The organism is Algoriphagus confluentis (assembly GCF_036245625.1).
Taxonomy (GTDB): domain Bacteria; phylum Bacteroidota; class Bacteroidia; order Cytophagales; family Cyclobacteriaceae; genus Algoriphagus; species Algoriphagus confluentis.
This window is the reverse complement of sequence record NZ_BTPD01000002.1, coordinates 191,530-216,345: the sequence shown is the minus strand read 5'-3', so window position 1 is coordinate 216,345 and position 24,816 is coordinate 191,530. Positions and strand designations below refer to the sequence as shown.

17 protein-coding genes are annotated in these 24,816 nt (G+C 41.4%); 4 read left to right on the top strand and 13 right to left on the bottom strand.

Annotated features, from left to right (window positions below; translation table 11 throughout):
* Window position 1: 1 nt before the first annotated feature.
* The 8 genes from AAA943_RS03555 to AAA943_RS03520 form a co-directional block, all read right to left on the bottom strand.
* Window positions 2-454: a chromate resistance protein ChrB domain-containing protein gene (locus AAA943_RS03555; RefSeq protein ID WP_338222878.1), complete on the bottom strand. Its 453-nt coding sequence runs from the start codon at window positions 452-454 to the stop codon at window positions 2-4.
* A 1-nt stretch (window position 455) separates the two neighbouring features.
* A complete protein-coding gene (locus tag AAA943_RS03550; protein WP_338222877.1) occupies window positions 456-1,223 on the bottom strand; it encodes a DUF2490 domain-containing protein in 768 nt (255 codons plus the stop codon).
* 75 nt (window positions 1,224-1,298) lie between these two features.
* A complete protein-coding gene (locus AAA943_RS03545; protein WP_338222876.1) occupies window positions 1,299-2,135 on the bottom strand; it encodes a chromate resistance protein ChrB domain-containing protein in 837 nt (278 codons plus the stop codon).
* A gap of 394 nt (window positions 2,136-2,529) precedes the next feature.
* Complete coding sequence (locus AAA943_RS03540; protein ID WP_338222875.1) at window positions 2,530-5,622, bottom strand: efflux RND transporter permease subunit; 3,093 nt, start codon at window positions 5,620-5,622, stop codon at window positions 2,530-2,532.
* A 12-nt stretch (window positions 5,623-5,634) separates the two neighbouring features.
* Complete coding sequence (locus AAA943_RS03535; RefSeq protein WP_338222874.1) at window positions 5,635-7,125, bottom strand: efflux RND transporter periplasmic adaptor subunit; 1,491 nt, start codon at window positions 7,123-7,125, stop codon at window positions 5,635-5,637.
* Between the two features lie 12 nt (window positions 7,126-7,137).
* Window positions 7,138-7,359 carry a hypothetical protein gene (locus AAA943_RS03530; protein WP_338222873.1) on the bottom strand — a complete coding sequence of 74 codons (222 nt, stop codon included), beginning with the start codon at window positions 7,357-7,359 and terminating at the stop codon, window positions 7,138-7,140.
* A 22-nt stretch (window positions 7,360-7,381) separates the two neighbouring features.
* Window positions 7,382-8,563: a TolC family protein gene (locus AAA943_RS03525; RefSeq protein ID WP_338222872.1), complete on the bottom strand. Its 1,182-nt coding sequence runs from the start codon at window positions 8,561-8,563 to the stop codon at window positions 7,382-7,384.
* A gap of 80 nt (window positions 8,564-8,643) precedes the next feature.
* Window positions 8,644-9,045, bottom strand: coding sequence for a hypothetical protein (locus AAA943_RS03520; RefSeq protein WP_338222871.1), 402 nt, complete (start codon window positions 9,043-9,045; stop codon window positions 8,644-8,646).
* A gap of 374 nt (window positions 9,046-9,419) precedes the next feature.
* Here AAA943_RS03520 and AAA943_RS03515 point away from each other — a divergent pair, with 374 nt between their 5' ends.
* On the top strand, window positions 9,420-10,793 hold the full coding sequence (locus AAA943_RS03515; RefSeq protein WP_338222870.1) for a Fic family protein: 1,374 nt from the start codon (window positions 9,420-9,422) through the stop codon (window positions 10,791-10,793).
* A 126-nt stretch (window positions 10,794-10,919) separates the two neighbouring features.
* Window positions 10,920-11,126 (top strand): hypothetical protein, encoded by a 207-nt coding sequence (locus AAA943_RS03510; protein ID WP_338222869.1) that lies wholly within the window; start codon window positions 10,920-10,922, stop codon window positions 11,124-11,126.
* 43 nt (window positions 11,127-11,169) lie between these two features.
* Here AAA943_RS03510 and AAA943_RS03505 read toward each other — a convergent pair whose 3' ends face one another.
* The 3 genes from AAA943_RS03505 to AAA943_RS03495 all read right to left on the bottom strand — a co-directional run bounded on the left by AAA943_RS03505 (window position 11,170) and on the right by AAA943_RS03495 (window position 14,297).
* Complete coding sequence (locus AAA943_RS03505) at window positions 11,170-11,415, bottom strand: hypothetical protein (RefSeq protein WP_338222868.1); 246 nt, start codon at window positions 11,413-11,415, stop codon at window positions 11,170-11,172.
* A gap of 459 nt (window positions 11,416-11,874) precedes the next feature.
* The gene (locus AAA943_RS03500; RefSeq protein ID WP_338222867.1) at window positions 11,875-12,780 is read right to left on the bottom strand and encodes an ArdC family protein; all 906 of its coding nucleotides are present in this window, start codon (window positions 12,778-12,780) and stop codon (window positions 11,875-11,877) included.
* A 1,055-nt stretch (window positions 12,781-13,835) separates the two neighbouring features.
* Window positions 13,836-14,297, bottom strand: a complete 462-nt coding sequence (locus AAA943_RS03495) for a JAB domain-containing protein (protein ID WP_338222866.1) — start codon at window positions 14,295-14,297, stop codon at window positions 13,836-13,838.
* 431 nt (window positions 14,298-14,728) lie between these two features.
* Here AAA943_RS03495 and AAA943_RS03490 point away from each other — a divergent pair, with 431 nt between their 5' ends.
* Entirely contained in the window at window positions 14,729-16,834 is a 2,106-nt protein-coding gene (locus AAA943_RS03490) for an ATP-dependent nuclease (RefSeq protein ID WP_338222865.1), read from the top strand.
* Window positions 16,825-18,570 carry a UvrD-helicase domain-containing protein gene (locus AAA943_RS03485; protein WP_338222864.1) on the top strand — a complete coding sequence of 582 codons (1,746 nt, stop codon included), beginning with the start codon at window positions 16,825-16,827 and terminating at the stop codon, window positions 18,568-18,570. Before AAA943_RS03490 ends, AAA943_RS03485 begins: the two co-directional genes overlap by 10 nt.
* 114 nt (window positions 18,571-18,684) lie before the next feature.
* Here AAA943_RS03485 and AAA943_RS03480 read toward each other — a convergent pair whose 3' ends face one another.
* A complete protein-coding gene (locus AAA943_RS03480) occupies window positions 18,685-19,392 on the bottom strand; it encodes a PP2C family protein-serine/threonine phosphatase (protein WP_338222863.1) in 708 nt (235 codons plus the stop codon).
* Complete coding sequence (gene mads8 / locus AAA943_RS03475) at window positions 19,389-24,815, bottom strand: methylation-associated defense system ATP-binding protein MAD8 (RefSeq protein ID WP_338222862.1); 5,427 nt, start codon at window positions 24,813-24,815, stop codon at window positions 19,389-19,391. The genes AAA943_RS03480 and mads8 overlap by 4 nt, the downstream gene beginning before the upstream one ends.
* Window position 24,816 lies beyond the last annotated feature (1 nt).

The window sequence follows — 24,816 nt, the reverse complement described above, 5'->3', positions numbered from 1 at the left end:
ATCAGATTTTAGGTGACCAGGTATGTTTTTCATCCTGTACAAATCTTGCCCAACTGTAGAGTGCGTCATAGATTTTCATACCCAGAGCAAGCTGTTCGTGATCGTCTTTTATGTTGTAGGAAAGTCCAGCGGAAATGGCCCAGAGTCCGGCCGCCTGTGGAGCAAGTTCAAAACTGTCCGTATCAGCCCCGCGGACAATCAATGCAATCTGATGGATGGCACTATCGGAGAGACCATGCCTTTTAATGATGTAATCAAAAGTGCAGAATTTGCCTTCATGAGAATATTCGGCTCCTGGAATATCATAGGGAATGGCATTCATTTCCTGTGCTTTTTCAAAGACTTGTTCTTTGGGGACGTAGATGAATTCAGCTTCGGGGTCCACAAAATTTTTGATCAGCCAGGGACAGGCGATGCGATCTATTTTCGGGCGTTCGCGAGTGATCCATTTCATATCAATTCCTGATTGTGGTATCTTTTTTTCGCAGGTCAAGAGAATGAAACACAAAAAATCGGATCGCATGGGTCATCATATAATCCGTGCCTGAGGCCTCTTGCTGGTAGACGTTCATGTAACCCACCTGAGCATTCAGATGTGAGCTAAATTGATACCCTACCCCGGTAAAAAATCTATTCTGATCAAAGGTATTATAGGTAATTCGATCTCCGAAATTGAGAAACAGCTCATTCGTAACAGCTGCGAAAGGAGTTTTCGCTTTCATCTCAGTCCCTTTCAGCGGGATGAAAAAAGAGAAATTATAACGCACTCTGAAGGTATAGTTGTACCCTTCATTTTTCACGTCATTGAGGATTCGTTCATTAAAGCGTTGCTCTAACCTCAGCCATTGGAGGGTTGAAAGGCCGGTGTATTTCTGGTTCCACCAGATTTGCTGCCATGCCCGATGTTCTGTACGGGTTGTGCTTAATCCCTCAGGAGGAAAATGTTTGGCAAGAACATATCCTGCATTGACCCGCAGGTTGTCTTTGATGAAATAGGTGAGTGCCGGTCGGAACAAAAATTGAAAAGGTCTTCCTACAAAATTGTCTGTCATCCGATAATGCACATCTATCCAAAACCCGAACTTGTCAGTCAGACGGGTCTGATTGAAATACCCAAGCCACAATTGCTCCCGATGATGGAGTTCCTTTTCAGGGATTTGAGGAAAGGCTATCTGAACGAAGTTTAGAATCAAAAAAAGGGTAAATGCCGCTACTTTTCTCATACTCTATTTTTTTAGACAAGAGTACGGATGGCTGGCCAGTCAGTATAGGACAAAATTTACCCGTTTGTACCGATTTTACTTTTTGTCCAAACTTTTTCTGAATTCTGAAGGATTCATACCCGTATTTTTTTTAAAAATTCGGTTGAAGTGGCTTTGATCTGAGAATCCGGTGAGGTATGCGATTTCAGAAAGTGTATGTTTTGGATCATGCAGCAGGACGATTGCTTTTTCTATGCGGAGTTTGCGGATGTAGTCACCAAAAGACAAATCGTCAAAGTACTTGGAAAACTCCCGCGACAAATAACTGGGATGGACATTCAAACTTTCTGAAAGTTCCTTTAAACTCAAGGAGAGATTGGTGTCAATCTGGTCTTGGATTATTTCCTTTAGCTCTTTCGCCCATTCCGGTATTTTGCCGGATTTGTGTTTTAGAAATTTCTTATAAACATCCAGCAACAAATTTTCAATGGGGTTTTGGGTGTGTTTTACATGCTGCAAGTGCTTGGCCCAGCTGTACAGCGCATCATAGATCATCATTCCTTTTTCAAGAAGTACATGATCATCTTTTACATTGTGAGATAAACCTGCGGAAATGGCCCATAGTCCGGAAGACTGGCTGGCAAGATCATGACGATCTGTATCGGCACCGCGAACGATAACTGCCATCACTTTCAAGACAGGATCATCCAACTTATGTTTTTTGATAATGTAGTCGAACGTGCATTCATCGCCATAGTGCGTGTACTCAACTTCAGGCAGGTCAAAAGGAATGGCACCAAGCTCCTTTGATTTTGGAATCACCTCCTCAAATGGGACATAGAAAAACTTTGCCTCCTGGTCTACAAAACGCTTGATCAGCCAAGGACAGGCTATCCTGTCAATCTTGGGGCGCTCACGGGTAATCCATTTCATATCATTTTAATTTTTTCTTTAAGGACCTATGTGGAATCTCGCGGGGTTGATAATCAGACCAGTGTGTGTAGTATCAGACATGCTCAATTTCATTTGATTATAGTTATTTCTCAAAGGCAATTTGAAAATCTCGCATGGATTATCAATATCCCGCTGAGAGACGCTTGAGTCATGCTCGATTTCATCTGATTATATTTTCCTTTTTTAGTACAAGGAGGATTGATGGAAGTGGATTTAAAAAGACCTTTAAACACAATCTGGTACAGTACTTTTTTCAAGTTCCCCAAAATCGAAAAAAGGCGAGGAGATTTCATCGAAAAGATGAAGAAATCTCACTCGCCAAGACAAAAAGGCTTATGCTTGATGGATTTGGTAATCAAGCTTTCTTCCTGTACTAACTCTTATAATTCTCAGTGCGATTTGCCAATTCGTAAACGCAAGGGATCACCACCAGATTTAGAATTGTAGCCGAGATCAATCCTCCCAAAATCACAACGGCCATCGGACTTTGGATTTCATTGCCGGGTTCGTCCCCATTCATTACGAGAGGTATCAATGCCAATCCCGTAGTAAAGGCAGTCATCAGGATCGGATTGAGCCGGTCCAAAGCTCCTATTTTCAAGAGCTCCAAACCCTTGAACCCTTCTTTTCTCAGGTCTTCGTATCGGGAAACCAACAGGATTCCGTTACGGGTAGCGATACCAAACAAACTGATAAAACCAATCGTCGCGGCAATGCTGATGATTCCGGAGGTAAAATACAGGATCAAAATCCCTCCGATCAAAGCCAAAGGCAGGTTGATCAAGACGATGGCTGAAAGCTTGGTGTCCTGAAACTCAAAATACAAGAGCAGGAAAATTACCAAAAGCGCAAGGACAGCAGTCAAAAGAAGCATTTGCGAAGCCTTTGCTTCACTTTCAAACTGCCCGTCATACCCCACCCGATAGCCTTCCGGAAGCTGGATTTGTGTGGCTATCACTTCCTGAATATCATTGACCACGCCTCGGAGGTCACGATTTTGGACATTGGCTGCGATCACGATATGCCGTTGGACATTTTCCCGACTTACTGAATTGGCACTGCTGACAGAAGAGACTGTCGCCAGTTGATTCAGGGGCAATTGTCCTCCTTCAGGAAGTTGGATCAGCGCACGCTGGATCGCATCCATCCCATTTCGGGAATCCTTTTGGTACCGGACTACGAGGTCAAAATAATATTGCCCTTCGTAAATCTCCCCGGCTTTTTCTCCGGCAAAAGCGATATCCACTTGGCTCATCAATTCCCCGACAGTCATCCCATAGGCTGCAAGCAGTTGTCTTTTGGGAGTAATTCGGATTTGAGGAACTTCGATTTGCTGATCTACCGCTACGTCCGCGATGCCGGCTATCGGGCGGATTTGGGTTTCGATGTTTTTACCGATTTCGAAGAGTTTCGGAAGATCATTTCCAAACACTTTGATGGCAATGTTTGCCCGTGTGCCGGAAAGCATGTGGTCAATTCGGTGGGCAATGGGCTGTCCCAGCGTAATGTTGATTCCGGGAACCATGCTCAGTTTGGTTCGAACTTCTTCGAAAAACTCTTCCTTAGTTTTCCCATCCAGCGTGAACGGCACATCAATTTCGGCGGCATTGACACCCTGCGCATGCTCGTCCAATTCGGCACGACCGGTTCTCCGGGTCACTACCTCTACCTCCGGCATTTCCAGAAGCAGGGTCTCGATCATTTTCCCCGCTTTATTGCTTTCCTCCAGTGACATCCCCGGAACTCCGACTGCGGAAATCACCAGTGAGCCTTCGTTGAACTCCGGCAAGAAACTTCTACCCAATTGAGAAAACAGCACCAAACTCAAAATAAAAGCTCCAACGGTCAATCCCAGAATCAATTTTGGGAAGGCAAGCGCTTTTTCAAGGACTTGGGCATAGTGCTTCCGAAGCCATCGCTCTACCTTGGTGCCTTCGGCCTGCTTCAGGAGTACTTTATCATCCTTCAGCAGGAAAGAACACAGGACAGGCGTGAGCGTCACGGCCACAACCAACGAAGTCAAAATCGATGTGACAAAGGCAATCCCAAGCGGCTGAAGCAGTCTTCCTTCCATTCCGCTGAGAAAGAAAAGTGGCACAAACGACACGATGATGATCAGCGTGGCAATGATGATGGAGCTTCTGATTTCCATCGAGGCATCTTTGACGATTTGTAGTATCGGAAGGCGCTCGGCTAAGGGTTTTCGGATGTTTTCCCTCAATCGCTTGAATACGTTTTCCACGTCAATAATTGCATCGTCCACCAAGGCACCAATCGCGATAGCCATCCCGCCTAAGCTCATGGTATTGATCGTGTAGCCCAAGAGTTGAAGAACGATGATCGTCACCAGCAGGGAAATGGGGATAGCTAAGAGCGAAATCAGCGTGGTCCGCCAGTTCATCAAAAAGATAAACAGGACCAAGATCACGAAGAACGCTCCCTCCAGCAAAGTTCGGTTGAGGTTGGAGATGGACGCTTCGATGAAATCAGACTGACGGAAAATATGGCTTTGGATTTCCACTCCTTTCGGTAAAGAGGTTTTCAGATCCTCCACTGCGGAATCCAACCGTTCGGTCAGTTCCAGGGTGTTGACTTCGGGCTGTTTTGAAATGGTCATAATCACTGCCGGTTCTGCATTGAGCGAGCCATCGCCGATTTTATCCGCCGCGCCGATTTTCACTTCAGCAACATCTCCAATTGTGATGGTTTGCCCATTGACTTGTTTCAAAACCGCTTCCTCAAGCTGATCTACCGAATAGGCTCGCCCGTTCCCTTTGATCAGGTATTGGTTGCCATATTCATTCAGAAAACCGCCGGGAGCGTTTTGGTTGCTTTCTTTTACTTTTTCAAAAAGCTCCTCCAATCCGATTCCGTAGTATTTCAGCTTCTCGGGATTGGCCAAAACCTGATACTGCTTGTAGTCTCCTCCGATCACCACCACATTGGCAATTCCCCCAATGGATTTGATCCGTGGACGAATGGTCCAATCTGCCAGGGTTCTCAACTCCATCGGCGAAAGGCTGTCCGAACGAATTCCCAAGAGCATGATTTCCCCCATGATCGAGGATATCGGTGCCATGGTAGGTGTTCCAACTCCCTCCGGTAGCACTTCCTGTACCATCGGAATCCGCTCACTGACGATCTGTCGGGCACGGTAAATGTCTGTTCCCCATTCAAATTCTACCCAAACGATGGAAATCCCTGAAGCAGATGAAGAGCGGATTCTCCGCACATTGGGAGAGCCGTTGAGGGCCGTTTCCAATTGATAAGTGACCAGCTTCTCTACCTCTTCGGATTCCATTCCATGGGCTTCCGTGAGGATAGTCACCGTAGGAGCTGTCAAATCCGGGAACACATCCACATTCATCGTACGGGCCAAATAAAGTCCCAAACCACTCAGTAAAGCCGCCGCCAACAAAACCATCAGGCGGTTTTGCAGGGAGATTGATAAAATCTTGTTTAGCATGACTGAGATGGGTTAATGCGCATGACCATGTGCGGGTGCCTGACCTGACATGGAAGCCATTTTCACCTGGTATGCACCTTGGGTTACGACTACTTCTCCGGATTTCAAACCTGTCAAGACCTCCACTTCAGACCCGTTTTTCTTATCTATTTGGATATTCCTGCGCTCAAAACTTTCTCCTGAAAGCTGCACAATGACCGCATATTGTCCATAATCCTCCAGCAAGGCGGCCACAGGAATTACAGTTCTTAGGATTGGATTTCCCACCGCTAATTGTGCTTCTGTAAAGCTGCCCTCAGGCATTTCCACCCCTTCATTCACCTCGGCAAAAACAGAAAGCAGAGGCTGATCCGATTCCACTTCCTTACCGACAGAAAGGATCTTCCCTCCCTTAGCTTTCAGGCTGGACCAGTTTCCCGGACTTGTTTGATAGAAGACATCCTGAAGCTGCTGAAGTTGTCCGAAATACGCAGGGCTTACTCGCACTTCGAGCAAACTGCTCTTGTGGCTTGTGACCGTAAATAGGGCTGTTCCTTGGCTCACATATGCTCCGTTTTGAGCTTGGATGGATTTGATATACCCATCTATCGGAGAAACGATCTGTTTACCCGAGCCGGTAAATCCACTGCTGAGAGTTTCATAATTGGCTTTGGCAATCAGGTACCGCTGCTCCACCCGCTCAAACTCTGCTTTTGGGGTGATTTTAGCCTCGAACAGTTCCTTTTTTCGTGTATATTCCGACTGAGCCTGCTCAAACTCGGCTTTGGCTTTTTGGATTTCTGTAGTCAGGTTATCCGTGGTCAGACCTTCCCCACTGACAGTCATCAAGACTTGTCCCTTTCGGACGGGGCTTCCTTCTGTAAGCATTCCTTTGGCAAAAGACACCCGGCCATTTGCCGGAGCTACGGAGGTGAGGTAATCCGATGGCGCTACCTTCCAGATTCCGGAAGTCGGAATGACTTCATGGATTTCTTTTTCCACCACGGGTGCTGTCTGAAAGTCCATTCTCCATGCTTGTTCCTTGAGAAAGGAAATTGCATTTGGGCTTTCTACAGCCGCAGGGATAGTTTGAATTGCTTCCTCCACATTGGCAAATACCTGAATCGTCCCAACTTCTATTCGATCTGAATAGGCTGGAGTCTTCAAGTCAAAAACCAACAGGTAGGTTCCTGCTTCTTTGGGCTGCAAAGTTGGAGCAAAAATCCCCGGTGAAGAAGGGCTTTCCACCGTATTTCGGATACCTTTTCCATCTTTGATCAAGCTGACTGTGACAGAGCCCTCTCTCACGGGCTGATGCCGATCCAATACGGTAAAATGTGCAGCAAATCGGCTGGCTTGTCCCACTACCAAAGCAGGGAACTCAACAAAAAGCTCCGTCTGCTCGGTCCATATTGTGTAATTTAGGGAAATGCTTCCCTCCTCACCTTGGCTTTGGGTTTGATCCGCTGTGGGCTGACATGCCAAAACCAAGGGTAATATCATCATCGCATATATCAATCGCATACTTCCTGATTTTTAGTGATCGGTGTGAGTTTCCCCATCTTCATGGGTATGAGTAGCAGTTGTATCGGCTTCTTCTACCTTGAATTCCTCCTGTGGAGTAGCTTCTTGGGTTTGGCCCTCTTCTACATGCTCTCCGTTAGGTCCGTGTTCGTGACCATGTTCTTCAGTTGATTTCTTGCCACAGGCCAGGGCAAGTACTAGTGTTGATGCGATAAGGATTCTTGAAATTTTCATAATGTCGTTGTTTAGAGTGTTTTTAGAGTTGATGTTTGAGTAATGAAGTATGTGATTGATATAATTGATGTTGCATTTCCAGGAAGGTGTCAAATGCCTGTCTGTAAAACTGGATTTCCTGAAAGTATTGAAGAAAGGACAACTCCCCTAATCGGTAAGCCTGAAGAAGCAGTTCTTCTGAATCCAGTGCGGTCAAGGTACCCTGATACTCGGTGAATTTTGTAGTCAGGAGCAAGTAGTTTCTGAATTCCCGATCGAATTGATCCCTAGCCAGATTGATTTTGGACTGGGTGTTTTGAGTCTGGAAATCGACTTGGTATCGTGCGGCTTTCACTTTTCCCCGACTACCCCAAAGCGGAATAGAAACACCTCCGTAGATCCCAGAATAGTAAGAACCCATGACCCCTTGTCGGTTGAATCCTGCTGCCAGGTTGGGTAAAACCTTATTCTTTTCCAACTGAAGGTTTTGCTGGGCAATCAATTCTTCCTGCTGGATTTGAAGGATTTGGGGTTCAGCTTTCAGCTTTTCCACCCAGATGCTGTCCGGATCTGTCAAAGATGCAAAGACCGGATATTCCTTGGGAAAAGCAGTGATAGGCTTTCCGCCGTTGAGGTTCTCTAGCTGGGATTTTAGGTTTTGAAGCTGATTGTCGAGTTGCTGCACGGCAAACTGCTGTTGCAGCCAAGCCACTTTGGCTTTGTTGAGCTCCAGGATGCCCACTTCTTCCTTTTGGAAAAGTTGACTCACTTGGTCGAAAACCGTTTTGGCTTGCTCGGTCCGGAATTTAAAGACCTCCTGCTTTTTGGAAGTCAGAACTATTTCCAGCGCAAGAGCCTGGGCAGAAAGAAGAATCTCCTGCCTGCGGGATTTGTAACCGAGTTCATACTGGTTGATCTGTTGGCTGATCAGACTTTTTCTGGAGCCATAGACAGTCGGGAACTCAAATGACTGCGTAATTTGGTATTCGGTGTAGTCGCCTGAATTATGGTCACCGAAAGGCAGGTAAAAGACTCCTACTTCCGGATTGGGCAAGTTGTTACCGGACCGCAGTTCAAATCTTTTCCCCTCCAAGGAGGTGGAAAGTGCCTGGAGTTCCAAGTTGTTTTGTTCGACTTGTTGTAACAGTTCTTCCATGCTGGTCTGGGAAAATCCCTGCCAGCAAAACAGAAACATACAACCTGCGAACAGGATGTGTTTTAACATGTGATGTTGTTTTTGGCTAAAACATGAAAGAAAAGCGCATGCGTATGCGCCGAAGTGTGAAGGATTCTTCCTTCACCAGTTTAGCCAAGAGCAGGGGGACCCCTTAAGGAATTACAGGTAAAAAATGGGGATTCGAGGCTTGGCCCACGTTGAGTCTTGAGCGACTTGGTCTCTAGTCCCGGAGGGCTGAGTACTTCCGTGAATGACAAAACAGCCACCTCAGCCAACTTCCGTTGATCTTCTTTGATCAGGTCGGATTTTTCGTGGCTTACCGTGATGGTCTGTGGTAAATGGTTGGAGTGGGTGTGGTTTTGAAAAAACAGGTCCACCAGGGACTTTTGCTCCGTATCATCCGCATCGTGGTCACCAGAATGATCATGTGAGTGGCTGGCCTTCGCCCCGTGGTGAGTATGTTCCTCGTGCTCGTGATGAACGTGCGGGAAAGCCGTATGCATCAGCATCATCCAGAGGATGAGTAGCATGGCGTTGGCTTTTATGGAAAGGGCGAGTCTCACGTGGATGTTTAAAGGACCCTAAAGATAGAGAAGAACGAGTACCTATCAAAAACTTTGGCTTTTAAAGGTTTCCTCTCCTCTTGGCATTTTTAATATTTTTTCTTTCTGGTATTACATTTACAGAGAGAATAGCTCCAAACACCAACCGATAGTTCTTTTATCTTTATTTATGACTTTATGCACACGCTGTGTGCACAATTTGGCACTTCACCTTGATGGGGCTTATCTGCTACCAGCATTTTCATTTCACGACAGACTTTCATTTTTGCGACAATAAATTGTCGTTAAAATAGTTTTACGACAAAATAGAATTATAATTGTCGCAAAACAGATTCTGAATCATGAACAAACAGAATGAGCTTGCTGATATTCTACTTGCTTTGAAGTCTTTTCCTAATGGCGCAAGTCTCGAAGAGTTGAATGAATCACTCTCTACTTCTATAGAAAGACGAACCCTGCAGAGAAGATTAAAGAAATTCAAAGAAGACAACCTCATTTATACCGAAGGCGGGTCACATGCTACCCGATATTTTTTTAAGGATACAGCTGCTTCTCAATCCAAGATTGCAACAACCAACGACTCTTCAATGAGTCTGCCTCTTTCACCAGAAGGGAAAGACGTTTGGGCCTTGGTCTCCCGTCCTGAATCGCAAAGAAAACCTGTCGGTTACGAACGGGATTTTTTGGAAAATTACCGTCCCAATATCGACAGCTACCTTAGTAAAGAAGAAAAACAAAAACTGGCAGAATTGGGAAAAACAAGGAATGAAGAACAACCGGCTGGAACATATGCCAGAGAAATTTTGAATCGATTGTTGATCGACCTTTCCTGGAACTCAAGTAGACTGGAAGGCAACACCTATTCCCTGTTGGATACGGAGTTGCTTATCCATAACGGAAAAACCCCTGCGAACAAATCTCCGATGGAAACGCAGATGATTCTCAACCATAAAGAAGCGATCGAGTTTTTAGTGGAATCGTCTGATGAGGTAGGCTTCAATCACTATACTTTTCTCAATCTACATGCTTTACTTTCAAACAACCTGTTGCCTAATCCCGCTGCATCCGGTAGGCTTAGATCATTTGGCGTAGGTATTACCAATTCAGTATTTACTCCTTTAGGTATTCCACAACTAATTGAAGAATCCTTTGACCTAATCCTGGAAAAGGCAAGCCAAATCCAAAATCCATTTGAGCAGGCTTTTTTTGTACTGGTTCAATTGCCCTATCTCCAACCATTTGATGATGTTAATAAACGAGTATCCAGATTGGCTGCCAATATTCCGTTAAACAGACACAACCTTGCTCCACTTTCATTTATGGATGTGCCGGAAGAAAGCTATGTCAAAGGAATGCTTGGCATCTATGAATTAAACCATATCGAATTATTCAAGGATGTTTTTTTGTGGGCCTATGAGCGGTCAGCCTTAAGGTATGCGGCCATTCGCCAATCCCTTGGGGAGCCGGATCCTTTCCGCTTAAAATACCGAGAGGAAATACGAGCGATCATCAGCCAAATCGTAAGCAATGTAATGGCTAAAGAAGCTGCATCGGAAGCAATAAAATTTGAAGTCAAAAAATTACCAGAACCAGATCGATCAAGATTCACCGAGGTAGTAGAAACCGAACTTCTAGGGTTACATGAAGGGAACTTTGTCCGGTATCGAATAAAACCCTCTGAGTTTTCTGCTTGGAAAAAGACATGGGATTCTTAAAATAGGATTTGAAGGCCGCTATAAACCAAACATTTATATAAAAACATCTTTACTTATTTAAACAAAAAACAGAACGACTTTGATTCAAAACCGTAAGTATTAAGATGAATTTCAAAGAATAAGACTATGTGGCCGACAATCAAATTTTTAGGAACTATTTTTATCAGCTTCATCGCCATGATCGGAGCATTGGGTGCCGATAATCCATTCCCGCTTTTCGCAGTCGCTTGGGGGATCTGGATCATTTATCTCCTAAGCTTACGGGCAAAAAGAGAAAAGGAACTAGATAGAGAGCGTCTTATCCGGGATATTTTAGATAAACTCGAGAGGTAAATCTAAACAAATCCATAAGGAGAATTTTTCATCACGGAAAGTCTCAAATATTTATCCCTCTTTCTCTCAATGATCTCAGGCAGTCCTGTAGCTTGATGTCATCTCCCTGATCCAGGAAAGAAATAGCCAACAAACACAATTCCTTCAAGTGTCGCCCAGCTGCCAAGCTCTCGTAGGGTAATTTCAAATGAGTGGCGCAAATCCTCCGTATCTTCATTCGGATCCGCTCTTCCAAGATCACCAACTCTCCTCGAAGCTTCTCCTCTTCTGATGTTAATTTTCTTGACATTTCCTTGTCAACATTTTAAACAGGCGGATTTAGAATTGCAAGAGCAACTTTCTTATTTATGCGAAAAGGCCATAAACGGCTGGAATAAAGAAAATTCTGACTTACTTAAAACTCTTGTCAATTCTCCAGATTCCAGATCCATTTTTCAGCGGCAAGTTTCCAATCTCGAATTTTATCACCGGATTGCGTTCGCCAACAAGTTGATCGATGAAAGAAAAAGAAAATTTCTCCTTCCTCTTTGATAAATCTGTGAGTCAAGAAATACTGTCTAACTTGATTTAGAGTGGGTCTTTTGCGAACTGGGTTTTTCTCTTTTTTTGCTCCATTATTCATGATCTTTTTGATTTAGTGGAGCGATAAACTTCCTTTAAGAATTCCTCTATTATTCAGAAGTACCACCGGAGGTGGTCAATTTTTTTAGAGAAAAAGTCAAAGGGAAAACAAGCAAAAAAAGGGGAATTACTCCTCCCCCTCTTGGTCAATTCCTAGAATGTAGTTTGCTGCTTGGTGGGCCTTTTGGGCTGCATAGATCAGCATTTTGGGGTCATCTTGGAGTGGCTTCAACCATCCTTTGAGGTACGCCAAGGAGTTTTTGAAATTTGCATCTTTGATCCCTGCAAAAGCATTCAAATAACTGGCTCCCATTTCGGCAATCAATTCCTCTTTGGAATATTCCACCGAACCAAAGCCTACCAAAGCGGGTCTTTCAGAAAATCTTCCTAATCTGCTACCGTGGCCGGTAGAGTGAATCATTTCATGAAAAAGAACGGAATAATATTGCTCGTCTCCTTTGAAGGATTCCCTTGCAGGCATGTTGATTAAGTCCCTTGAGGGGCTGTAGTAAGCATCATTTCCCTCGTGAAGAATAGCCGGGCAAGTTTGGAAACCTGAAATAATGGACTCGCAAACTTCAATCGGAGAAAAAACTTTCCCTTCCTCTTCATTGAAAGAAAAATCAATTCCTTCAATTTGATCAACATTGAAAACGGTCCAGATAAATGGGGTGAATTTTCGTCCAAAGATATCTTGGTCCTGTCCATCCTCGTTGGTGGTTTGCCCTTTTACAAACTTGGAGATTTTCCAAAATACCACCTTTGAACCCTTTTCATCCTTCTTGACATTTCCGCCAAGCTGTTTAGCCTGTTTGAAGGTCAGAAAATAAGGTTTCGAGAATTTCTTGTGGATGGTCACCCAAGCAAGCCAAAGTGCATTAAAGCCCAAGTAAGGACGGTTTGAAGCATAATTTTTAGGTGCATTTTGAGGACTCCAAACCTGTTCCCAAGTAAGGTTTTCATTTTCGATTCCGGCAATGATCTCTTTTGTAACGGATTCTGCTAATTCATTGAAATTTTCCCAAGCTTTCATAATAGTGATGTTTTAAGGTTTGTCAAAAAATGCAGTTCGCTGATCCCATGTACCTGAGAGCCGATGCCCTGAAACCCCATGATATCCAAGGATATTAGGAAGTTCGACCCGACATTTAACCCAAGATTTCCCCGCTCATTGGGGTCAGATTTTGGGAAGTGAAGGGCGATATGTAGGCGCGAAGTGACATTTTTTTTAATCCACTGGTATTGAGGTTCTGACCGACATGCAACCCACAGAGGGCGGTTCTGCATAGGGCAAAAGGCTGGGTGAAAAAACTGGGAGGCAGTCCGTAGGAGACCCTGTTTTTTAGCTCAGGGCGAAGCGTACTTTTGACTAGTGCAGGTTCGCACTCAACCTTTGCATTGGCGTGTCATGTCCTCACATACCGAGGCATTGGGCAGGAAAAAATGGAACGGAGAGGTTACCGCTCGGAACGGACAGAAAATCCCCCTGTGAGCGGAAGGAAAATCGAAAAAGGCTTGCCCCCGTAAAGGAGGCTAGGGGCAGTGTTCCCCGAAACGGCCTTTCCGAGTCCTAGGCTTGCCGGGACTTGGGAAAAGGCAAAGTGTAGGGGAACTTTGCCCGTGGGGAGTGAAAGCCCTATTCCAGAGTGAAGAGACGAAAGCTGTCATTTGCAAAATGGTGCTGAAGGATCAAACTAGGGAAGTGGGCGAAACGGGGAAAATTGCTTTGTGCTTGCAACAGTTATTCATTCAACTTAGAAAAGAAGCCTCAAAAAAAAGGACGAAGGGAAAATCCAAAAGTGGAAGGGGAATAAAGCAATATTTATTTTTTTATATAAATATGCTTTTACACTTTTACTTAACCCATTTTTTTATTTTGCTGTATTTTACTTAAGCACAGATCACTATATTACAATAGCTTAATCAGCTAAAGACCTACCTCATGAGAAATAAGGAAAGTAAACCCGAAGACAGCTCAGTGAAGTCTTCCAAAAAAATTAAACCTTATCCAATTCTTGACGAGCAAGAAATAATTCCGTTGACTACCGGCAAGAATAAAATAAGCTACGATAGCGTAAAAAAAGGAACCTATAGATTTCCTTCATCTGCGAAAGAGTAATACCCTTCGCTGGTAACGATAATATGATCCAGTATCGGAAGGTCAAGCAATTTTCCAACCTCGACCAGCCTCCGAGTTAATTTTTCGTCTTGTGCACTGGGCCGGAGATTACCACTGGGATGGTTATGTGCCAAGATAATCGAAGCTGAATTGGCTTTTAGTGCGGCTGCAAAAACCAACTTTGGGTCTACCACTGTGCCGGAAATTCCTCCTCTCGAAATTTCTACTACACCCAGAACTTTATTCCCGCTGTTGAGGAGGATGATTTTAAAGGACTCATAAAACTCAATCGTATCCTCAGCCCATACCTCCTTGAAAATTTGATAAGCACATCGAGAACTGCTCACTTTTGGAGCATTTTGGATGTCAGTATTAGGCTTGTAAACCAATTGGATTTCTGCAACTACGGGAAGAGTTTTTGACGTGATCATGATAAAAAGAGTTAGGAGTTAGAAATTAATTATGGTGCTACTCCTAGCTTTTGAGCGATCAAGGCCAATTGGAAACGGAATAAATGAAGGGTAACGGGCAGGCGGTGTTTATGCCGTAGTCTATTGGGCGCTTCAGAAGTGAAAAGGCTACCTTTCCGCCATGGTTAGTAAAAACTCTGTGTATTGGCTTTTAACTCAAAAGGAGGATTGAGCTATTGTGTTAAGGAATGGACTTCCTAAGTTTCAGCTGAGCAGCGGCAAGTTCAACACCTCCATCTAAGGCCAGTAATTTGTTATCAAATTGGACTGTTTTTGCAGAAGTAAGATATCTTTTATAGATTCAGTTGATTCTGTAAAGCATTACATTTAATTGTTTAGCCTAAAGTATTGCAAGTATAGAACTTGTTTAGAAGAATTAATTTTAGCTCCTCATGTACATTTCCAAAATTTTAATCGAAGGATTTAGAAATTTTCCCAAAAACACAATTGAATTTAACGACGGTGTAAATGTTATTATCGGGCACAACAACGCCGGTAAAACCAGTCTCCTTCGAGCAATTGGACTGATCATCGACCAAAATGCAAGTCGAAGGTTGGAAATTGATGATTTTTCAAAGTCCACGACATTACCAGAACTTCTTTCTTCGCCACCTGCTATTTCAATAAGTATGTTCATCGATCAGTCAGAAGACGAGGATCTAACGGGAGATGACCTAGTGACCGTTGCTGATTGGCTAGTACAACTTCAGGAACCCTATCAGGCGAGATTGACCTATACCTTTTTCCTACCCTCCGAACGGCATGCTGAATATAAAAGTGCACTTGCTGGCTGTGTTGATAAGTCGCAGGCTTGGCAAACGATCAAACATGAGTTCCTAAGGTTTTATGTAAGCAAAATTTATGGAGGAGATCCTTCACTTTCTCTGCCTGCGGATAGCATGAATCTTCAGAAGTTCGATTTTCAGTTTCTCAATGCTATTCGTGATGTTGAAAGAGATATGTTTACTGGGAAAAACTCCATGCTTAGGGATGTACTGGATTTTTTCATTGATTATGACATCAAATCTGCTGATGATTCGTTAAAGAATTCTGCGATAAAGCAGTCTGAAATTAAAGCTCTGAAAAAGGATTTCAGTGTTAAAGCTGAAGGGCTAATCAGCGAACTGCAAGCACGTATGGAAGCAGGAAAAGAACACATTCTTTCCTATGCCACAAAAACAGGCGCTACATTTAATAATGCTGAGCCGGATTTTGACGGCAGCATTTCAGAGGTTGAATTGTATTCGGCGCTGAAACTTATCATTGGATATTCCGCTCTTGACATCAAAATTCCGGCAACCCATAACGGACTTGGTTATAACAATCTAATTTTCATGTCTCTGTTGCTGGCTAAAATGCAAGTTAATGCCGATGGTAATTATCTGGGAAGCAATGCCAAGATATTTCCAGTGCTCGCAATCGAAGAACCCGAAGCACATCTGCACCCTTCGATGCAATATAAATTCCTGAAGTTCCTAAAGGATAACAAAAATCAGCGTAAGGTCCGTCAGATCTTCATAACAACGCATTCTACGCAAATAACTTCTGCGGTTTCACTTGATGAGATTATATGTCTGCACAATGAGAAAGGGATCATTAGTGTAGGCTATCCTGGCAAATCATTTCCGAATACTACTCATGGGAAAACCGCCAAAGCCTATGTTCAGAGGTTTTTAGATGCTACAAGATCTGATATGTTGTTCGCCCAACGGATCATCATGGTAGAGGGTTTGGCAGAGGAGTTGTTGCTTCCAACATTAGCTAGGTGCTATGGAAAGAATTTAGAGGACGATCATATCGCAATCATACCCGTGGGTGGCCGTTTTTTTGACTATTTCCTGTATATGTTTGATTCAACACAACCTAATACCATGCATAAAATGGTTGCTTGTTTGAAAGATCGTGATCCAGAACGCAAAATTAAATCAGGGCGGTCATTTATTTCCTGCTATCCTTTTGAGTACGGCCTTGATCCCGTAAATTATGTTTACCAAGATCACTTAATAGCAAAGAAAACTACCTACGCAAGTCATCCAAACATTCGCTTTTTTGGTCAAGACCATGAAAAAGGAAAAACTTTTGAATATGAGCTTTGCCTTGAAAATATGGATAATGACATATTAATCACAGATTCAATTAAAAACCGGGAGGAATTGAAAGAACTCCTGAAGTTGTATCAAAATGGAGGCTCCATCGATGATATGATCGCAGAAATGCGAACAAGTAATCCCAATTCGGAAATTGGTATTTCGATAAAGGCACAAACTACTTCTGGATGGACTGATCTAGATAAAAAAAAGGCGATAGTTGCCTCAAGATATCTGAATTCTGTAGGAAAGGGAGAAAATGCACTTGAACTGGCCAATGCATTGGAACTTAATCTAACGTTACCAACTATGGCCCCAGTAGGAACTATTGCCGGAGCAACAATTAGCTTGCAAAAGCCCTTTAACGTTCCGCAATACATTAAGGATACTTTTGATTGGATATGCCTGTAATTGCGATTAGCTCAGATGATCTGATTCAGATCGAGCAGCACTTTAAAGTAAGCGCAGGACCTGGAGCAGGCAAGACCCATTGGCTGGTAAACCACATTGCTCATATACTCAGGGAATCCAAACGCCTTGGCTCGTATAGAAAAATCGCTTGTATCACATATACTAATATTGCCGTAGAAACTATATCCAAGCGACTAAACTCAACAGCTGACCGGGTTGAGGTATCCACTATTCACGGATTCATTTATCATAATATTTTGAAGCCTTATTTGTCATTTATCGCTCATGAATACGGTTTTGATATAAGAAAGATGGATGGTCACGATGATCACTTCGTTTCCCGTGCAAAATTGAAAGAATGGATCGATGCCCATCCCAATTTAAGCAAGTTGAAACATCCTTTTACCCGCAATCAATTACTAAGGCTACCTGCTAATCTAGACTCATTAAAGAGCTGGATGCAATCCATACATTATACCTTTAACGGCAGTGATGTGGAAATAGCCGTTGACAATAAAAGGGCATTCCTTGCAGGTGCAAGTTCGGGTATTAATAAAGCCACCATGGACAAATTATCTGTTGATTTGATAGGATATAAGAAGCTTTATTGGGTGAAGGGACGTTTACACCATGACGATGTTTTATTTTTCGGTTATAAATTATTGATTAAGTATCCGTTCATTCTTAAAGTGTTACGGGCTAGATTTCCATATTTCGTTATCGATGAATTTCAGGACACAAGCCCTATTCAAACAGCCATAATCAAGCTTCTTGCTGCTGAAGAAACGATAGTTGGTGTAATTGGAGACAAGGCACAATCTATTTTTAGTTTTCAGGGCGCTTCTCCTGCAGATTTTTCAAGTTTTACACTACCTAATCAAAATAATTATGAAATCAATGATAACCGACGTTCTACTAATAGGATTGTAGATGTTCTTAATACTGTTCGTACAGACATCAGACAGAAGCCCTCCAGAGCCGTTCCGGGTGACAAGCCTTCCATTCTAGTTGGCACTAGAAAAAATGCGTTTGCTCATGTAAAAAGCCAATGTGGGAACGAGCCAATCATTACCCTTTCCCGTGATAATGTTATGGCTAGGTCAATGATGAAAGAATATAACTCGGCAATTCCTGCCAGAAATCTACTATCTGATTTGTTTGATAAGGATAATTCAAAACGTGCAAATACTGTCGTCAGATGTATGAAAGCAGTGGACTTAGGGTTACAGAATCGTTTTAAGGAAGCAATCCGAGAATTAGAGCGTGTTGTGGTAGAACCTAACAGAGAATTGAGAAGGAAAAAAGCCTTCCAGCATCTCTCTATTCTTCTATCCCAATATCAACTATTCAAGAGCGCACCTTTATATGATTTCTATACGCTCATAAAGACACATATTGATCCTGGCCTGACAAAACTAGCTAACGGTAACATTAAAAATTTTTATGAAAACGTATCATTTGACCAAGTAATCCTATTTATAGATACGAATGTTGAAAATCCGGAAAGCAAAACAATACATGCAGCAAAGGGCGATGAATTCAACAATGTCCTCGTTGTGTTTACTAAAGACAAAGAAATAAACTGCTTAATTACTCCAGATCTTACACAAGAGGAGCATCGTGTCAAGTATGTTGCGTTCAGTAGGGCAAAATCACGTCTTTTTATTAGTGTAGAAAACCTAGATAAAGCCACTGCCCATAAGCTTAACCCTCTATTCGAGATCATCAATGTGTAATTTCACTCATTCTTTTGTACCATCCACACTTGACACCTAATTTCATGGGATTTTCACAATAAAAGAAATGACATTCTAAATCTTGAAAAAAGTACTAGTGAACTTATTTTATAATCAATTGGAAGTGATAATTCCAAAAGTGAAATTGTCACTAGCAACAATTAGAAGCTTTTCTTCGAGAGCTTCTTTAAAGGCAAGAGGCGTTTCAACTTTATTCAGAAGGTTTTCAACCTGTAAACTTTCCAATTGATCATGAACACCATCAGAACAGATAAAGATTAAGTCTGTATCTGGTTTAAATGAACTAGAATGGATTTCAGCTTGAGAGTTTTCAAGATTGCCTTGAATAGAGCGAGTAACTACATGTCTAAACTTTGATAGCTGAGTTCCTTCTGTAATTGATCCGCTTTCAATAAGTTTATTTACTAAACTGTGAGGCAGAGATTCAAAGAGTAATTTCTTGTTTCTGAAATGTAGAATTTTAACATCGCCTATCCAGAAATAGATGATGTAAGTTTCTTTAATAATTATTCCACCTATAGTCGCACCCATTCCCATTTGCAATCCATTCTTGCGCTGCCTAATTGCCAGATTAGATTTGTTGATTGCCTTTTGGATGTGATAGGCATCAATAGTTTTGATAGTTGACAAATAAGCCAGAATATTTTCACTAACCAGTTTAGACGCAATTTCCCCATATTCATAACCTCCCATTCCATCTATTACAGAGAAAAGATAGGTACCATCAAAAGAGGTATACTCAAGGATTAGATCCTGATTAGTCTCTCTCTTTCCGGCATGAGATAATGCTATTGAATTCATTTTTGGCCTGTTGCAGTAATAGTTGCTCCACCATGCTTTGTTACTCTAGGGCGTGTGGAAATCTTCATTGGCTTTAATGAAATTCCTTTTTCAGTTGCCTTAGTTGCCCATAAAAAACCTTCCCCTGGTGTGAGGGAACTCATATCAGCAGGAGTCAGAGAAGATAATTGAGTTACCGATTTCTGAATATGCTTCAACCATTGAGGACTGTTGAATTTATGAAGAAGTACAATAGAACTAAGTTCAATAATTTCATTAGGTAGACTTGGTGGATCTTGACTGGCAATCATTATGCTTACTCCTTTGTGTCGCATTTCTCGAATAGCAGTCACGATGTTTCCAGTCAAGTCCTTGTTGTCCATGTATTTGTGTGCCTCATCAAATACAATAAACTTATTGAAATGAGCTCCATTTACATTTTTAACCGCTGAGAAGATGTTAAGCATAATGACGAATAGCCCAAGGGCTTCATCTTTTACGATAAATTCATCACGTAAATCTACTATTATCAATCTCCCAGGCTTCAAGGTGTCTCGCAAAGTAAATTTGTCATCAATGTACTCGCTTGCGAAACTCAACTTCTGCCTTACTAAAGCTTTTTGGGTATTAGAAAGTAATTGAGATTCTTCAACGCTTTGACTTATTCCCTCGATAGATAAATCTCTGCGCAGTTCTTTCATAATGGATTTCAACTGCTTGATGTAAGTTGAGTCATTACCAATTGCTCCAAGTAGGAACATCCAATCCTGCACGTTCAATTCTTTAGAATTGAAAGCTATTGGTTTTACCTCCAGTGAAGGATATTCCGAACGTCTTTCTTCAATTTTGTCCTTAGGGGTAAGGATTATTACATCTTCAACACTTCCAGGTTTAGCGCCGTATCTTTCTTCCAGCTTCCTTAACTCTGCCTCCTTATCATTTGGAAGCTTCATTGACGTGAATTCTGGCTCATAGTCCATACTTTCACTGTAATGAAAGATTACACCTGCCAAAGGGAACGGGAGTTTATTGATCTCGTTAAATTGCTTCAATACCATTTCTGATATTGTTCCTATAGTGTAGCTTTTTCCCCCTCCCTGGACACCAAATAGACTTATTGTATTGGTTTCGCTTAAATCAATGGCGATTTTCTTTCCATTAATGCTTTCTCCCAATATGCCGTACTGATCACTTCCTGAGTTTTTACCTATAAGTATATCGTAATTCGGAGGAATAACATTTTGTTGATCTGAAATTGAGTTAGGTCCAGAATTTTCTGCCTCATCCTGGCTATGAAGTGGATTAAATGGGCTAACCGGAATATCTTCAAGAGCCTCTTCCAAAGAACTATCGATTATTCCATTTTCATCATCTTGATCTACAGCTTCTGTTATTTGTTTGTCTTCTGCCGCCTGACTTTCAGGCTCCTTAGGCTTTAGCTTCTGAATAAAGGGCATTAGCTTGGTATTAAATCCAACTGCTTCACCTAATTCACGGTCTAATTCCAAATCCTCAAGTCTTTTTGTATTTAAATCCGAATCCGGATCAAGAATCTGGTCAATTAAATTACCTCCGAAAGTGAAAAAGGTAAGATCATGATCTATAGATTCCTTGAAGTGTTTCTTTGTTGAAGAGAAATTAAAAATGATTCCAAGCTGCTTGAATGACAGCTTAAAACCTGTATTCAAGGTCTGTAAAAATGAATGATAACTCGCATAAGCATTTTCACTCAGATACTCATACCTATAGGCTCTTTCAATGTAAAAGCTTAATAAAGACTTTAACTCTTTATTCTTAATCTCTCGATCTAAGCGATCAAAAGACAAATAATATTCTGGATCAAAATGAAGACGCAATGCCAACAAAGTGTTTTCAATTTGTTCTCTCATTTTGATTTTCAAATCATCAGATTCAGCCGCCCCAATACTTTTTCGGCATTTTATCTCGATGATGGTAATTTGAACTTCTCTGTTGTCAGGGTTTATTGAAACAAGGAGGTTATCCGCCCGGCTCTTGCTTTCAGTAGGCAAGTTTTCAAAAAGATTATGATGAAGGTCTATCGGAATAAGGAATGATTCTTCAAGCAATCCTTTTTTCTCCAAGACTCTTTTTGTAAAGGCTGATCCAATAACCTCAAATGCTTTATTTTTTGAAGAGTTAAGCTGAAGAACCAGAGAACTGGATACCGCTCTTAAGTCTTCTAATAGGATTTTGACCTTTTTTTTATCTCTTGGATTGTGAATATCAATATTGAATTCTTCAAAGTGTGGTCCCAAAAGTCCTAGGATTTCAGAGGTCGGTCTTGTAGTTAGATAAGATGAGATCCCAGTTACCTCTTCTCCAGGAACATAATCAAGAAGGAAAGGAATTTTCCCATCCTTGGAGGGCTGATCAAATACTTGAGGGCCAAGATTCTTGTCAAATGTTATTACCCAATCTGAGTAATCATGCAAATGGGTTAGCAGAACCTTATCCTTATCATTAAGAGTGAGCTGGGTAGAAGGAATTTTTTCAGTGAACTTAACAGCTAATGCCCCTGCAATGAAGGTTTGTAAATTGGCAAATAAATCAACACCAATATTTCCGGATCCGGAGTAATCAGGCAGTATTTTATTACCCTCAAGGTATCTATTCCACTTGATTTCATTGACTGAGTCGTTTACGGCAATCGTGGGTGACACTATTAATCCATTCAAAAAGAAATTTCTTTCCTTTCTAAAAGGCTCAATTAGTTCAACCGTTACTGGGAATGGACTTATTAGAAAGCTCAAATGAGCAGAAAATTGTGCGGGTGATTTGAGGTAATCCGAGATGCTGTTGATGGAAAACCTCATTTTAGGAAATAACCTGTTTGCAGAGGGTTGGGAAAATGCTTCTGCTTCTTCTGAAATATTAGATTCAGGATTGATTAAGGTCTTGAGTGCTTCTCCATGCTCAATAATTTTATCATCTCCTTTGAATATTCTTACTTCATATTTAATGTTTTGAAAACTATTTTCCTTTTCTAATTCAACCAACGAATCTGCAAATACGCCTGCATCACCAGCATTGAAAAGGTTTATTATTAGCTTATCGGTATATGGGTGCTGAACAAGGTAGTTTTTGAAATGTCTTACAATCAAATTTTGACTTACCTCAGTTTCAACATAGTTTTCTTTTGTGATATTGAATAACTGTCGAAAATAATGTTTCATCTGTCGAGAAACTGAGGTCATTCCGTTTTTTGATTCCTCGGTTAATACATTCAGATAAAGCCCCCATCCATACGCCAGCTCACCAGAATAATGAAAAGCTTTATAAGTACCTGGTTCCACCAACACCAATGGATTATTTTCAGGTGATAGATGCCCTTCAAAGAGATTTGAGAGTCCTTTGAACCATGAGTCTTTATATCCTGAATAGTCATTGGTCTTTTTTTCCCATTCAGTGAATACATCTACTAACTGAACCCACCAAGCTAAGCGAAGTGGATGTAATGGGGAGATTAAAAACGCTTCTGCTGGTTTACCATCAGGCAACTTGGTTTTAACTTTTACTAAATCCAGCAATTGAACTTCGACCATCAAATCCTGAATATGGGATTTTTCATTGGCCCCTATTTCTACCTCTAAAATTTGCTTTTGGAGAAGGGATGTCCATTCACTGATCTTTTTTACATAAATGCGAATTAGGTCAGAGAAATTAAAAATATCTGCTGTTTCCAGAACGCCATCTTCATTTTCATTCGAATGTTTAATTCTTTTGAAAATTTCAGCTCTAAGCTTAAGGATATCCTCGGGCACAATTGAATTAACCTCACTTACTGAAAAGTTGATTTTCTCAAAACCTAGAGCTAAAGAGTTACTTCTTAAGGAAGTTTTTATATACCCAAAATAATCCCTGTTTTTTAAAAAGGTTTCTTCAATGAGTCTAAGCTTAGATGACAGATTAACTTGATAATTATGCTTGTCTGAATAATTGATGTGAAAAGTTGAAGTGTGTTTTATTGATTCAGTGATCCATTTATTTGAAGTTTCAGAGGGCACCGGAGTCTCCGGCTCCATGCCTGATTTCAATTTCTCAATTCGGAATCTGAAGAATGCCTGTAGGACATTATTCAGTTTATCCTTACGCTGATTTTCCTCTCGCTCGGGATTCTCTTCAACTAAATAATCGAAGTCATCAGTATCACAGGTCAGTTTAAAGTCAAACGAGCTTTTTAAAATACTACTGTCCTTGGCTTTAGCTTCTTCCCATGCAGACTGAATTTTTTGTTCTTTGAAGTCATCATTTGTGTTTAAAATATTACCATGCTCATCTTCAGCCCAAATCTTAAAGAAATAAGATCCTTCCTCAATAACATTTGGATTTAGATCAACTGATATATCCCGGTAAGGTCTGATGGATGTAGTGTTTTTGACTTTTCTAAGTACTTGAATTTCCTCACCAGCCCCCCCATTTACTGCCATCAGTATTATTTTGAAATAGGCAAGACCAGGAATATCTTTAGGGTTTTGACTCAAGGTGATTCGCACCCTTACCTTAGAGGTTGTATTTTCTTTTGCTTTAAGAACCAACTTTCCTTCATCTACTGAGAAATCCGAAGATTTAATCTCTCCTGCAAAAAGTTTGATTTGAGAAAAATCAAGATCAGGAATTTGCCAATTCGCAAAGTTCAGAGTGGGATACTTGTCAAAAATGATACGACAAATCTCAGAAGCACTTTTAGCACTTGACTCGGCCTTTATAAAATCTACCAAATCCTTTTGAAGGGAATTTGGCTCTAGTGGGAGTTCTCCTATTCGATCATATAGAGGTTTGAAAAATGAGCTAAGAAGACCAATACTTTCTGAATTAAATTTTAGTCTTGATCTAATTTTATCATCATTTTCAAGTAGGGCAGAGTCTGGAATCAAATCAAGCAAATAAAGCTGTTCGCCAATAGACTCTTTTGAGTATCCCTTTTCTTCAAGAGAAAGAAGGTAATTTATAACGTTTACCTCGTCAACTTTATTGAAATTCAAATAACCAAGAATTTCATTTTTGATTAAAGCTGAAAACTCAGATGGTATATCTTTTATTAATTGATCTTTTAATTTCTGCTCAATCCCTTCTAAACTTATTTCTTTGAAAGTTGCATTGCCATAAGAGTCTTCAGCAGATGTTCTGCTATTAGAAGGAATCAGGACTAAAAGAGGAGCATCTTGTTTATTCCTCAATTCAATGAGCTTTGTGGCAGTTATGAATCTTTTATCATTCGAAAAGTCATCACTTACAATGAAAGTATTGACATTCTGGTATTTCTTTTGAATTAGATCCCAAAGGAACTCAAGTTCCGAAAGCCCTAGTCCCGTGATCTTCATACAATGTCCTGGTATGGCTTTGCTCAGATCCTCATGATACAATTCCAGTGTTAGGTCAATGATCCTTTGATAATATTTACTTATTTGAATGGTATTGTGCATT